The sequence below is a fragment of the Mycobacterium sp. NGS24 genome, from assembly GCF_059813065.1.
This window is the reverse complement of the sequence record NZ_JCALDW010000012.1, coordinates 102565-114904: the sequence shown is the minus strand read 5'-3', so window position 1 is coordinate 114904 and position 12340 is coordinate 102565. Positions and strand designations below refer to the sequence as shown.

Annotated in this window: 11 protein-coding genes, 1 tRNA gene and 1 other RNA gene; 6 read left to right on the top strand and 7 right to left on the bottom strand. The window is 68.4% G+C overall.

The genetic code is table 11. From position 1 onward, the window contains the following. Window positions 1-144: 144 nt before the first annotated feature. Together AC5Y6Y_RS16900 and AC5Y6Y_RS16895 are read left to right on the top strand one after the other, a co-directional pair. Window positions 145-1374 carry a Mur ligase family protein gene (locus AC5Y6Y_RS16900; protein WP_473140325.1) on the top strand — a complete coding sequence of 410 codons (1230 nt, stop codon included), beginning with the start codon at window positions 145-147 and terminating at the stop codon, window positions 1372-1374. Further along, window positions 1367-2074, top strand: coding sequence for a type 1 glutamine amidotransferase (locus AC5Y6Y_RS16895; protein ID WP_473140326.1), 708 nt, complete (start codon window positions 1367-1369; stop codon window positions 2072-2074). The genes AC5Y6Y_RS16900 and AC5Y6Y_RS16895 overlap by 8 nt, the downstream gene beginning before the upstream one ends. Here AC5Y6Y_RS16895 and recR read toward each other — a convergent pair. Together recR and AC5Y6Y_RS16885 are read right to left on the bottom strand one after the other, a co-directional pair. Beyond that, window positions 2071-2682 carry a recombination mediator RecR gene (gene recR / locus AC5Y6Y_RS16890; protein WP_463826027.1) on the bottom strand — a complete coding sequence of 204 codons (612 nt, stop codon included), beginning with the start codon at window positions 2680-2682 and terminating at the stop codon, window positions 2071-2073. The genes AC5Y6Y_RS16895 and recR overlap by 4 nt on opposite strands. Before the next feature lie 9 nt (window positions 2683-2691). After that, the gene (locus AC5Y6Y_RS16885) at window positions 2692-3075 is read right to left on the bottom strand and encodes a YbaB/EbfC family nucleoid-associated protein (RefSeq protein WP_473140327.1); all 384 of its coding nucleotides are present in this window, start codon (window positions 3073-3075) and stop codon (window positions 2692-2694) included. 109 nt (window positions 3076-3184) lie between these two features. Between AC5Y6Y_RS16885 and AC5Y6Y_RS16880 the strand changes: the two genes are divergently transcribed. Then, the gene (locus AC5Y6Y_RS16880; RefSeq protein WP_463826414.1) at window positions 3185-3946 is read left to right on the top strand and encodes an Rv3717 family N-acetylmuramoyl-L-alanine amidase; all 762 of its coding nucleotides are present in this window, start codon (window positions 3185-3187) and stop codon (window positions 3944-3946) included. On the opposite strand, the gene AC5Y6Y_RS16875 is transcribed toward AC5Y6Y_RS16880, so the two are convergent. Together AC5Y6Y_RS16875 and AC5Y6Y_RS16870 are read right to left on the bottom strand one after the other, a co-directional pair. Further along, window positions 3943-4386: an SRPBCC family protein gene (locus tag AC5Y6Y_RS16875; protein ID WP_473140328.1), complete on the bottom strand. Its 444-nt coding sequence runs from the start codon at window positions 4384-4386 to the stop codon at window positions 3943-3945. The genes AC5Y6Y_RS16880 and AC5Y6Y_RS16875 overlap by 4 nt on opposite strands. A 57-nt stretch (window positions 4387-4443) precedes the next feature. Then, the gene (locus tag AC5Y6Y_RS16870; protein ID WP_473140329.1) at window positions 4444-6276 is read right to left on the bottom strand and encodes a DNA polymerase III subunits gamma/tau; all 1833 of its coding nucleotides are present in this window, start codon (window positions 6274-6276) and stop codon (window positions 4444-4446) included. 431 nt (window positions 6277-6707) lie between these two features. Here AC5Y6Y_RS16870 and AC5Y6Y_RS16865 point away from each other — a divergent pair, with 431 nt between their 5' ends. Beyond that, window positions 6708-8951, top strand: coding sequence for a SpoIIE family protein phosphatase (locus tag AC5Y6Y_RS16865; RefSeq protein WP_473138567.1), 2244 nt, complete (start codon window positions 6708-6710; stop codon window positions 8949-8951). On the opposite strand, the gene AC5Y6Y_RS16860 is transcribed toward AC5Y6Y_RS16865, so the two are convergent. Together AC5Y6Y_RS16860 and ffs are read right to left on the bottom strand one after the other, a co-directional pair. Then, complete coding sequence (locus AC5Y6Y_RS16860; protein WP_473138568.1) at window positions 8932-10227, bottom strand: aspartate aminotransferase type Ic; 1296 nt, start codon at window positions 10225-10227, stop codon at window positions 8932-8934. The genes AC5Y6Y_RS16865 and AC5Y6Y_RS16860 overlap by 20 nt on opposite strands. Window positions 10228-10250: 23 nt before the next feature. After that, window positions 10251-10345: signal recognition particle sRNA small type (gene ffs, locus AC5Y6Y_RS16855), an RNA gene on the bottom strand. 102 nt (window positions 10346-10447) lie between these two features. Here ffs and AC5Y6Y_RS16850 point away from each other — a divergent pair. Together AC5Y6Y_RS16850 and lucA are read left to right on the top strand one after the other, a co-directional pair. Then, window positions 10448-10533: transfer RNA gene (locus AC5Y6Y_RS16850), tRNA-Ser, on the top strand. Window positions 10534-10614: 81 nt separating this feature from the next. Further along, on the top strand, window positions 10615-11499 hold the full coding sequence (gene lucA / locus AC5Y6Y_RS16845; RefSeq protein WP_463826033.1) for a lipid uptake coordinator LucA: 885 nt from the start codon (window positions 10615-10617) through the stop codon (window positions 11497-11499). A 4-nt stretch (window positions 11500-11503) separates the two neighbouring features. Here lucA and AC5Y6Y_RS16840 read toward each other — a convergent pair whose 3' ends face one another. Then, window positions 11504-12250, bottom strand: coding sequence for an enoyl-CoA hydratase/isomerase family protein (locus AC5Y6Y_RS16840; protein ID WP_473138569.1), 747 nt, complete (start codon window positions 12248-12250; stop codon window positions 11504-11506). Window positions 12251-12340 lie beyond the last annotated feature (90 nt).

Sequence of the window (12340 nt, the reverse complement as noted above, 5' to 3'; positions counted from 1 at the left end):
AGCGCGCCGTGTCGGCGCTGAACATGATTGACGGCGACCCGCTTCGCCCGGAAAAGCGCCGCGCTCGCGATCGGCTCGGTTTCTGACGGCGACCCGCTTCGCCCGGAAAAGCGCTGCGCTTGCGATCGCCTTAAACTTCCCCGGGTGATCACCGCTCGCGCACGACTGGCCCTTGCCGCCGGAGCAAGTGCGCGGTGGGCGTCGCGCGTCACCGGTCGCGGGGCCGGCGCGATGATCGGTGGCCTGGTCGCGATGACGCTGGACCGCTCGGTGCTGCGGCAACTCGGAGTGGGTCGGCGCACCGTCATCGTGACCGGCACCAACGGCAAGTCCACGACCACCCGGATGACCGCTGCCGCGCTGAGCACGCTCGGGGCGGTGGCCACCAACGCCGAAGGCGCCAACATGGACGCCGGCCTGGTGGCGGCGCTGGCCGCCGACCGTCGGGCCGGGTTGGCCGCCCTGGAAGTCGACGAGATGCATGTGCCGCACGTGTCGGACGCGGTCGAACCGGCCGCCATCGTGCTGCTCAACCTGTCCCGCGACCAGCTGGACCGGGTCGGCGAGATCAACGTCATCGAACGCACCCTGCGCGCCGGGCTGGCCCGCCATCCCACGGCGGTCGTCGTGGCCAACTGCGACGACGTGCTGATGACGTCGGCCGCGTACGACAGCCCGGACGTGGTCTGGGTGGCTGCGGGCGGATCGTGGGCCAACGACTCGGTGAGTTGCCCGCGCAGCGGTGAGGTCATCGTCCGGGACCGGGGTCACTGGTATTCCACCGGTGCCGACTTCAAACGGCCCAGCCCGCAGTGGTGGTTCGACGAGGAGACGCTATACGGGCCCGACGGGCTGGCGTTGCCGATGCAGTTGGGCCTGCCCGGCGCGGTGAACAGGGGCAACGCGGCGCAGGCGGTGGCGGCCGCCGTCGCGCTGGGCGCCGACCCCGCCAACGCGGTCGCGGCGGTGGCCGGGGTCGACGAGGTCGCCGGGCGGTACCGGACGGTGCGGGTGGGCGCGCACGAGGCCCGGATCCTGCTGGCCAAGAACCCGGCCGGCTGGCAGGAAGCGTTGTCGATGGTCGACAAGCACGCCGACGGTGTGGTGATCGCGGTCAACGGACAGGTGCCGGACGGGGAGGATCTGTCCTGGCTGTGGGACGTCCGGTTCGAGCACTTCGAGAACACCGCCGTTGTCGCGGCAGGCGAGCGGGGCACCGACCTCGCGGTGCGGCTGGGGTACGCGGGCGTCAAGCACACCCTGGTGCACGACACGGTGGCAGCCATCGCGTCGTGTCCACCCGGCCGGGTGGAGGTAGTCGCCAACTACACCGCCTTCCTGCAGCTCAACCGGAGGCTGGCCCGCAATGGCTGAATCCCGCGTGCGGATCGGGCTGGTGTTGCCCGACGTGATGGGCACCTACGGCGACGGCGGCAACGCCGTGGTGTTGCGGCAACGGCTACTGCTGCGCGATATCCCGGCCGAGATTGTCGAGATCACCCTGGCCGACCCGGTCCCGGATTCATTGGACCTCTACACCCTCGGCGGCGCGGAAGACTATGCGCAACGCCTGGCCACCCGCCACCTGATCCGCCACCCCGGCCTGCAGCGGGCGGCCGACCGCGGCGCCCCTGTACTGGCGATCTGCGCGGCCGTGCAGGTGCTGGGGCACTGGTATGAGACGTCGTCGGGCGAACGGGTCGACGGTGTCGGAATGCTGGATGCGACGACATCGCCGCAGCAGGTGCGGACCATCGGCGAACTGGTGGCCAAACCTCTGCTGCCCGGTCTGACCGAACGCCTCACCGGCTTTGAGAACCACCGGGGCGGAACAGATCTTGGTTCCCTGGCCAGGCCGTTGAGTGCGGTGGTCAAGGGTGCCGGCAACCGGGCGGGCGACGGATTCGACGGGGTGGTGCAGGGCAACGTCATCGCGACCTACATGCACGGCCCGTGCCTGGCCCGCAATCCCGAACTCGCCGATCTGCTGCTGAGCAAAGTAGTAGGCGAGCTGTCGCCGCTACAGCTTCCGGAGGTGGACCTGCTGCGCCGCGAGCGGCTATCGGCGCGTTAGACCATCGCGCGGCGGCCGATGAGTGCGCGCCCCAAGGTCAGCTCGTCGGCGAATTCCAGATCGCCGCCCATCGGCAAGCCTGAGGCGATCCGCGTCACTGTGAGGCCAGGGATGTCGCGCAGCATCCGCACCAGGTAGGTGGCGGTGGCCTCGCCCTCGGTGTTGGGATCGGTGGCGATGATCACCTCGGCGATGTCGACGCCGTCCACCCGCTCGCCGATCCGGGTCAGTAACTCCCGGATCCGCAGCTGTTCAGGGCCGATGCCGGACAGCGGGTCCAGCGCCCCGCCCAGCACGTGGTAGCGGCCGCGAAACTCCCGGGTGCGCTCCACGGCCTGAATGTCCTTGGGCTCCTCCACGACGCACACCAGCGAACCGTCCCGGCGCGGATCGGCACAGATCCGGCACCGTTCGTCGTCGGACACGTTGCCGCATACCGCGCAGAACTGAACTCCGTCCCGAACCTTGCCCAGCACGGCGGTCAACCGATCGATCTCCGGTGGCTCGACCGACAGCAGGTGGAAAGCGATGCGTTGCGCGCTCTTGGGTCCGATGCCCGGCAGCTTGCCGAGTTCGTCGATCAGATCCTGGACGGGCCCTTCGAACATGCGGCCGGTCTACAGGCCCGGCACACCCGGCGCACCGGGCGGCGTACCCGGCGGCGCAGGAGGCGCGGACGGTGCGGGCGGTGCGGGCGGACGCATCCCACCTGCCAGCGCACCGAGCCGCTCCTGAGCCATCCGAGTGACTTGCTTGGATGCGTCACCCATCGCCCCGACGATCAGGTCCTGCAGGGTCTCGATGTCGTTGGGGTCGACGACCTTCGGGTCGATCTTGACGCCGACGACCTCACCGCTGCCTTTGACGACGACCTCGACCAGCCCGCCACCGGCTTGACCATGCACCTCGGAATTAGCCAGCTGTTGCTGAGCCTCGAGCAGTTTCTGCTGCATCTGCTGCGCCTGAGCCAGCAGCTGCGACATATCGCCTCCGGGTTGCATGACAGTCCCCTCGCATCTTGGTCTCGAGTTGGTTTCGCCTGCGGGTGTCGGCGATTCGAAAACTTCAGCGTAGTCCGCACCGCGTTACCTTGGCGCAGTGGACGTACGGATGTGCCTTCGTGTCGGGGTGGCCCTGTTGTTGGGGATGCTGGTAGCCGCGGTGGCACCGTTCGCCGAGCCGTTGCTGCCCGCCGCCGGCGCAGCCCCGGGCAGCCTGGCCGGCATGGTCGTGTTCATCGATCCCGGCCACAATGGCGCCAATGACGCGTCGATCAGCCGTCAGGTACCCACCGGTCGCGGCGGCACGAAAGACTGCCAGGCCAGTGGCACGTCGACCAACAGCGGATATGCCGAACACACCTTTACGTGGGACACCGCCCTGCGGTTGCGGGCCGCTTTGAACGCGCTGGGCGTGCGGACCGCCATGTCCCGCGGCAATGACAACGCGTTAGGTCCCTGCGTCGACGAACGCGCCAACATGGCTAACGCACTGCACCCCAACGCCGTCGTCAGCCTGCACGCGGACGGCGGACCCGCCTCCGGGCGCGGATTCCACGTCAACTATTCGTCGCCGCCGCTCAACGCGGCCCAATCCGGACCATCGGTGCAGTTCGCCCGGGTGATGCGGGACCAACTCCAAGCGTCGGGACTGACGCCTGCCACCTACATCGGCCAAAGTGGCCTGTACGGACGTTCGGACCTGACCGGATTGAACCTGGCGCAGTATCCGTCGATCCTGGTCGAACTGGGAAACATGAAGAACCCGGCGGATTCGGCGTTGATGGAGTCAGCGGAGGGGCGCCAGAAGTACGCCGACGCGCTGGTCCGCGGCGTCGCAGGGTTTCTGGCCACCCAGGGCCAGGCCCGCTAGTCACGCCCTTCTATGGCGCCTTTCAGGTTCTGCAGCGTCTCAGCCTGAATCTTCTTCAGCCCCAGCGGCGCGAATGTCTTCTCGAAGAAACCCTTGATCCCGCCGGCGCCGGTCCAGGTGGTCGTGACGGTGACGCTGGCCCCGGGTCCGGCCGGTGCGACCGTCCAGTTGGTGACCATCGATGAGTTGGCGTCTTTCTCGATGACGGTGTGACCGGCGACGTCCACGTCGACCTGGACGTTGCGCACCCGCGACTCGGTTGCCTGCAGCCGCCACTTGGCGACGGTGCCGCGGCCCTGGCCGCCCTGCAGCACCTGGTACTCGCTGTATTGCGAGGGCAGGATCGTGGGGCGGACCTTCTCGTAATCGGCGACCGCACTGAGCACGGCGTCAGGCTCAGCGTTGATCAAGATCGTGCTGGCTGCCCTTACCTGTCCCATCGGGTGCAACTCCTTCGTGTCGATTGTGTAGGACCACGATATAGGTGGCGGTGATCGCTACCCGTCGATGCGGCGGGCACCCAGCTCGTTCTGCAACAGCTCCAGGGCAACCTCCTCGGGGTCGCGCCGTGGTTCTGCGGGGTCAGCGCGGCCGGCTTCGGCGAGCATGCTCTCCTCGTCGTCGCGCGCTGAGGTGTCGGGCGCCGGGTCCGGCTCGGCCACTGTCGGCGCAGCGACGCTGATATCGGCCCCAGCCGGTGGGCCGGCTTCGCAGCGCACCCGCCAGTTGACTCCGAGCGCGTCTTTGAGTGCCTCGACGATCACGTCGGCGTTGCGCTGTTCCGACAGCCGTCTGGCCAGCGGCGCCGCTTCGTGCGTCAGCACCAGCGTGTCGCCCTCCAAGGCAAGGACGGTGGCGCCCGCCAGCATCACCGCGGTGGTGCGACTGCGCTCACGGACTTTGTCGCGCACGGTGGGCCACATGCTGCGGACCGCGGTCGCGTTGAGTTCACCGGGCGCCGCGGCCGGCTCGGGTTTGCGCTCGGGCGCGGGTTTGCGCTCGGGCGCGGGTTCGGGTCGAGCCACCGGCCGGGGGGCGGGTTCCGGCCGAACCGGGGGGTCAGGTGCTGCGGCCGGGCGCGCCACCTGCGGCGCAGCAGACCGGCGCACCGGCGTCACCGCGGGGCGGGCAACCGCAGGCGGGGTGGACGTCGCGGCCTCCGCTGCCGGTACCGAGATGGCCAGCCGGGTCTCGATGCGTTCGACCCGCTGCAGCAGCGCCGACTCGGCGTCCGAGGCCGACGGCAGCAGCAGCCGCGCGCACACCACCTCCAACAGCAACCGCGGCGCCGTCGCGCCGCGCATCTCCCCCAGCCCGGCCTGCACCACCTCGGCGTAGCGGGTGAGGGTCGCCGGCCCGATGCGTGCGGCCTGTTCGCGCATGCGTTCCAGCACGTCCTCGGGTGCGTCCACCACGCCGCGGGACACAGCGTCCGGCACCGCCTGCAGCAGGATGAGGTCGCGGAACCGCTCCAGCAGATCGGTGGCGAAGCGCCGGGGGTCGTGCCCGGCATCGATCACCGATTCGACCGCACCGAACAGTGCCGCGGCGTCGCCGGCGCCCAGCGCGTCGACGGCGTCATCGATCAGGGCGACGTCGGTGGCCCCCAGCAACCCCAACGCCCGCTGGTAGGTCACCCGGCCCCCGTCGGAACCGGCTACCAGCTGATCCAGCACCGAAAGGGTGTCCCGTGGCGAACCGCCGCCGGCCCGGATGACCAGCGGATACACCGCGTCGTCGACGACGACACGCTCCTGTTCGCAGATCCGGGCGATCAGGGCGCGCATGGTGCGCGGCGGCAGCAACCGGAACGGATAGTGGTGGGTGCGCGACCGAATCGTCGGAAGCACCTTCTCCGGTTCGGTGGTGGCGAAGATGAAGATGAGGTGCTCGGGTGGTTCTTCGACGATTTTCAGCAGCGCGTTGAAGCCCGCGGTGGTCACCATGTGGGCTTCGTCGACGATGAACACCCGGTAGCGCGACTGAGCAGGCGCGTAGAAGGCGCGGTCGCGCAGCTCGCGGGTGTCGTCGACGCCGCCGTGGCTGGCCGCGTCCAGCTCGACCACGTCGATGCTCCCCGGGGCGTTGGGTGCCAGCGCCTGGCAGGAATCGCAGACACCGCAGGGCGTGGCGGTGGGACCCTGCGCACAGTTCAGCGAGCGGGCCAGGATCCGCGCCGACGACGTCTTCCCGCAACCGCGCGGCCCGGAAAACAGGTACGCGTGGTTGATCCGGCCCGCTTCCAGGGCCACCGACAGCGGTTCAGTGACGTGTTCCTGCCCCACCACTTCGGCGAAGGTTGCCGGTCGATACTTGCGGTAGAGGGCCACGGTGAGCAGGCTACTTTGGCCCGGTGACGATGCGCGCCGCGGAGTCGCGCGTGATCGCGCGGCGGAGTGGCGCGAGGAGGAGGCGGGCAATCCGCCACGCCCGGTGACGATGCGCGCCGCGGAGTCGCGCGTGATCGCGCGGCGGAGTGGCGCGAGGAGGAGGCGGGCAATCAACCACGCCCGGTGACGATGCGCGCCGCGGAGTCGCGCGTGATCGCGCGGCGGAGTGGCGCGGACCACTCGTGGCCTGAGCGGGGTTGAAAATTGGTCGCCCCGTCAATCCCTGTAGTAATTGATTCGGGCAATCATGATTCGACGAAAGCCGGTGGCACTCACCAGTCACTGCTGCACCTCACAGGAGCGTTGCGCAGCGAGGAGTCTATTGATGACATGTGGGACGTGCACGTCACGCACACAACGGGGTTGATCGTGTGATCAACAACGATCTGGTGCCGGTCGGCACCCCCATCGACTTGGAGAACTGCGCCCGGGAGCCGATCCACATTCCCGGCAGCATCCAGCCGCGCGGGGTGCTGGCGGTGGTGCATGAACCCGACTTCGTGGTGCGCCAGGTCAGCGCCAACGTCGCGGATTTGCTCGGCCGCCCTACCGAGGCCGTGCTGGACCGGCCGCTGTCGAATCTGATCGGCACCGCCCAAGCCGCCCGGGTCGAGCAGACGGCGTCGACTTTCGGCGATCTCCGGCAACGCAACCCGCTCGAGTGCGATATCGACGTCGGCGGCGAAACGCGGGCGTTCGACGTCATCCTGCGCCGCGAGCCGGGCGGGATCCTGCTGGTCGAACTCGAAATCGCGTACGGCGAACGCCCGTTTTCGTTTCCGAACACGTACCAGGCGGTACGCAACTCCGTCGAGGAGCTGAACCGGGCCACCACGCTCACCGAACTGTATGACACCACCGCGGAATCGGTCCGCGCGCTCACCGGCTTCGACCGCGTGATGGTGTACCGGTATGACGAGGACTACAACGGCGAGGTGGTCGCCGAATCCAGGCGCGACGACCTCAACTCCTTTCTCGGCCTGCACTACCCCTCGACCGATATCCCGGCCCAGGCGCGGGCGTTGTATGAGAAGAACTGGATTCGGCTCATCTCCGACGTCAACTACACGCCGGCCCCTCTGGTCCCCGCGGTCGACCCGGCCAGCGGCCAACCGCTGGACCTCACCTATGCCACGTTGCGCAGCGTCTCCCCTATCCACATCGAGTACCTCCAGAACATGGGTGTGCACGCGTCCATGTCGATCTCGTTGCTACGACACGGCCGGCTGTGGGGCCTGATCGCCTGCCACCACTACGCCGGGCCACACCTGCCGCCGTACGGCACCCGGGTGGCGGCGGAGTTCCTCGGTTCGACCCTGTCGCTGCGACTGGTCGACCGGTTCGAAGACGACCAGTTGCACCAGCGGTTAGCTGCTAATGCGGTGCTGACGAAATTGATTGCGGCCACGCTGGACGACAGCGAGTCCCTGGCGGCGGCGCTGCTCGGCGCGCCGAACCTGCTCGACCTGGTGCCCGCTGACGGAGTCGTCGTCAACATCCAGGGTGAATACCGGGTCATCGGGGCGGTGCCGCCGCCGGAGGTCGCATCCATGGTCGCGGCGTGGGCCCGCGGCGCGGGCGAGGAGGTCGCCAGTACCGAGTGCCTGACCCAGGAGTTGTCGGCGCTGGATCTCGATCCGAAGCTCGTCGCCGGGGCGCTCGCTCTCAACCTGCCCGACGGGCAGTACGCGATCTGGTTTCGCCGCGAGGTCCAGCGGTCAGTCGACTGGGGCGGCGACCCGCACAACAAGGCCATCGCGATCCGCGAGGGCAGCGACGGCATCCGGCTCAGCCCGCGAAAGTCTTTCGAGCGGTGGCGCGAGATCGTGCGGGAACGCAGCGAGGCGTGGACGCCCAGCGAAGCGGATTCTGCCGAATCGCTGCGCCGCCACCTGGTCGAATCGCTGTACCGCCGCACGCGCGGCGCGTTGCGCATGGCCGAGACCCTGCAGCGCAGTCTGCTGCCGGAATCGATCCCCAAGCTGGACAGCTGGCAGCTGTCGGCGCACTACGAGCCGGCGGCGGGCGACAACGTCGGCGGCGACTGGTACGACGCGTTCGAGCTGCGCGACGGCCGGCTGATCCTGCTGCTCGGCGACGTCGCGGGTCACGGTGTCGCGGCGGCCGGCACCATGGCGCAACTGCGCAACGCGCTGCGCGCGCAGCTGTTCGGCGGCGCCACGCCGGCCGAAGCCCTGAATCAACTGAACGACTTCTCGGTGCACATGTTGCCCGGCGCGTTCGCGACCGTCATCGTGGCGCGGATTGACCTCGATTCGGGGCTCGTGGAGGCGGCGTGCGCCGGCCACCTGATGCCGTACCTGACGAATCCGGGGGTGCTGGCGGCCTCGGTCCAGCTTTCGCCGCCGATCGGCATCCGCGGGGTGACCTACGCCCCGAGCACGTTCACCATCGGGCCCGGCCAGGGGCTGGTGATGTACTCCGACGGCTTGGTGGAACGCCGGGGCGAACCGATCGATGCCGGTCTGGACCGCCTGGCCGAAACTCTCACCCGGGTCGGCAACGCCTCCGCGTCGCGGATCTGGTCGGCGATGGCGTCGGTGATGGGTGCCACTGACGACGACGTCGCCGTCGTCAGCCTGCGGCGGCCCTGACCGCCAGCAGCGATTCGGTGGCGGCCAGCAGCGCGCAGGTAGCGAGCCCGTCCACCGCGTTGCGTAAATCTGTCAGTGACGGGAACGACGGCGCGATCCGGATGTTGGTGTCGTCGGGATCCTTGCGGTACGGGAAGGATGCGCCGGCCTCGGTCACGGCGATGCCGGCGTCCTTGGCCAGGGCGACGGTGCGGCGCGCGGTGCCGGGCAGGACGTCGAGGCTGATGAAGTAGCCGCCCTTGGGGTCGGTCCAGGAGGCGATCTTCGAGCCGCCGAGCCGCTGCTCCAGGATCTCGGCCGCCAGCGCGAACTTCGGCGCCAGAATCTGCTGGTGGCGCAGCATGTGCAGGCGCACCCCGTCCGCATCCCCGAAGAAGCGCAGGTGCCGGAGCTGATTCACCTTGTCCGGGCCGATCGATTTCTTGGCGGCGTACTGCAGATACCACGCGATGTTGCCCAGCGACCCGCCGAAGAAGCTCACCCCGGCGCCGGCGAAGGTGATCTTGGACGTGGAGGCGAAGATGTAGGGCCGGTTGGGGTTGCCGGCCTTGGTGGCCAGGCCGAGGACATCGACCTGACGGGTGAAGTCGTGGGTCAGCGTGTGCACTGCGTAGGCGTTGTCCCAGAACAGGCGGAAGTCGGGGGCCGCGGTCTGCATCTGCACCAGCCGGCGCACGGTTTCCCACGAGTAGGTGATCCCGGTGGGGTTGCCGAACACCGGCACCGTCCACATGCCTTTGATGGCCGGGTCGACCGCCACCAGCTCCTCGATCAGGTCGACATCCGGACCGTCTTCGAGCATCGGAACCGGGATCATCTCGATGCCCAGGGTCTCGGTGATGGCGAAGTGACGGTCGTATCCGGGCACCGGGCACAGGAATTTGACGCCGCCCGGCTCTTGTATCCAGGGCCGCGGCGAATCCACGCCACCGTGCAGCATGGAGTAGACGACGACATCGTGCATGAATTCCAGGCTGGCGTTGTTGCCGGCGATCAGGTTCTGCACCGGAAGGCCCAACAACTCGGCGAAGATTCCGCGCAGACCCGGCAGTCCGTGCAAACCGCCGTAGTTGCGGGTGTCGGTGCCCTCCGGGTCTTTGAATTCGTCTCCGGGCAGGTTCAGTAGCCGGTTGGACAGGTCGAGCTGCTCGGGTGACGGTTTCCCTCGGGTCAGGTCGAGCGACAACTTCTTGGCCTGTAGCCCCGCGTACTCCTGCTGGTGGCGCGCGTGCACCGCCGACAGATCTTCAGGGCTGAGGGAATCGAGCGAAGCCATGCGGCCCTTTCACCGTCGTGACATGAAGGGGACCCCGCGCACCCGACAGAGCCCATTGACCCTTGCTGCCTTCCGGCCCTGGGGGAGTTCACAGGATAGACGCCGCGCGGGGTCCATCGGCGAGTGTAGTACCTGGCCGCCGACCTGTTCTTGGCGACTCGTCAGCGGCGGAGGCAGGTGCCGGAGGCACTCTGCGCGGTCCAACGGCTACCATGACCACGGAGGATTCGCCTAGTGGCCTATGGCGCTCGCCTGGAACGCGGGTTGGGTTAACAGCCCTCGCGGGTTCAAATCCCGCATCCTCCGCTGTATGGTCTGCCGGGTGACCAGGGCGGATGTCTATCCTGGTCGCCTGTCGGCAGCAGAGTGATCTGCCTGAGGAGGGGTATGGGGCGCAAAGTCGCCGTGCTTTGGCACGCGTCGTTTTCGATCGGCGCCGGCGTCCTCTTCTTCTATTTCGTATTGCCCCGGTGGCCCGAACTGGTGGGTGACACCTCGCACGGCCTGGGCAACGCCCTTCGCATCCTGACCGGCGTGCTGATCGGTCTGGCCGCGTTGCCGGTGGTGTTCGACCTGTCGCGGACCCGCAAGCCCGAACTCGGCGTGCCGCAGCTGGCGTTATCGATCCGGACGTGGGCAATCGTGGCCCACGTGCTGGCGGGGGTGCTGATCATCGGTACCGCGATCAGCGAGTACTGGCTCAGCCTGGACAAGGCCGGTCAGTGGTTGTTCGCGATCTACGGTGCCGCCGCCGCCATCGCGGTGCTGGGGATTTTCATGTTCTACCTGTCGTTCGCTGCCGAACTCCCGCCGCCGCCGCCGAAACCGATCAAGCCGAAGAAGGACAAGAAACGCCGCGTCCGGGGCAAGCAGCGGGGCAAGGTCGCCGCCGCCGACGTCGAAGACGCTGAGGAAGATGAGCTCGACGACGAGGCTGACGGAACTGAGGACGCCGCCGAGGGCGCCGATTCCGACATCGCGGACGCAGAAGAGGTCGAAGCGGCAGAAGAGGTCGAGGCCGACACTGTCGTAGCGCCGAGCGCCGAGGCCGAACCTGTCGAAGCGGAGACCGTCGAGGCACCCGCGGGTGTCAGCCTGGACAAAGACTCCGACGATGAGCCGGCACCAGCGGCCAAGGCTGACGGGGAAGACGCACCGGCGGAAGAAACCGTCGAAGCCGCCGTGCAGCCGCGGTTGCGCAACCGCCGTCCGACCGGCAAGACCTCGCATCGTCGGCGACGCACCCGGGGTGGGGTCACGGTCGAGGAATAGGGCCTCAGCGGTTCTTCAACCGTTCGACGTAGGCGGCCACGCCCTGCTGAGTCTGGTCCGATGCCCACACCCGGCGAACCTCGCGGTCGATGTCGGTGCCGGCGTCGATGCGCGCCAGCGTGGGCGCCCGCAACTGTGCTTTGGTGTGGCTGTACGCCGCCGCCGGGATCTCACCCAGGTCGGACGCCTCGGCAACAGCCGCGTCGAGCAGATTGTCGGCGACGATGCGATGGGCCAGCCCGCGGGCCACGGCCTCGTCGCCGCGGTAACTCCGCCCACTCAGCAGGACCTCTTCGGCGCGGTCACCACACGCGTAGCGCATCACTTCGAGCGCGGCGACCGGGAACGGCACCCCCACCCGGACCTCGGCGGCGCCGATCTGGGCGCCCGGAGCAGCCAGCCGCCAATCACAGGCGCAGGCCAGCACGCATCCGCCGGCTATCGCGGCGCCGTTGATCGCGGCCACCGTCGGTCCCGGATACCGGAACACCGCGTCGAACGCACTCGACAACGCCGGAACCAATTGGTCGGTGTATGCGGCCCCGCCCGCCACGAGGCGGTTGAGGTCTACCCCGGCAGAAAACACCCGACCGGCGCCGGAGAGGACCAACGGTGGCCCGCCCGATCGTTCCTGTTCCCGCACAGCCTCCGTCAGCTCACCGAGGAACTCGACGTCGAGGGTGTTCACCCGTCCCGCCGACAACGTCAGTACCCGCACCCCACCCACAGCTTCGATTTCGATCACGCTCACTACTACACCAGAACTACTGCGACTGCGGTGATTCCCCAGGGCGGTAGCTGCGTTGCCGTCGGTCTCATTTGTTGGGATCGGTAGCGATCG

What these genes read in the sequence shown, in the direction of transcription:
- AC5Y6Y_RS16895 (WP_473140326.1), top strand. Translation starts at nt 1,367, where the DNA reads ATGGCTGAATCCCGCGTGCGGATCGGGCTGGTGTTGCCCGACGTGATG.
- recR (WP_463826027.1), bottom strand. Translation starts at nt 2,682, where the DNA reads ATGTTCGAAGGGCCCGTCCAGGATCTGATCGACGAACTCGGCAAGCTG.
- AC5Y6Y_RS16885 (WP_473140327.1), bottom strand. Translation starts at nt 3,075, where the DNA reads ATGCAACCCGGAGGCGATATGTCGCAGCTGCTGGCTCAGGCGCAGCAG.
- AC5Y6Y_RS16880 (WP_463826414.1), top strand. Translation starts at nt 3,185, where the DNA reads ATGTGCCTTCGTGTCGGGGTGGCCCTGTTGTTGGGGATGCTGGTAGCC.
- AC5Y6Y_RS16875 (WP_473140328.1), bottom strand. Translation starts at nt 4,386, where the DNA reads ATGGGACAGGTAAGGGCAGCCAGCACGATCTTGATCAACGCTGAGCCT.
- AC5Y6Y_RS16860 (WP_473138568.1), bottom strand. Translation starts at nt 10,227, where the DNA reads ATGGCTTCGCTCGATTCCCTCAGCCCTGAAGATCTGTCGGCGGTGCAC.
- lucA (WP_463826033.1), top strand. Translation starts at nt 10,615, where the DNA reads ATGGGGCGCAAAGTCGCCGTGCTTTGGCACGCGTCGTTTTCGATCGGC.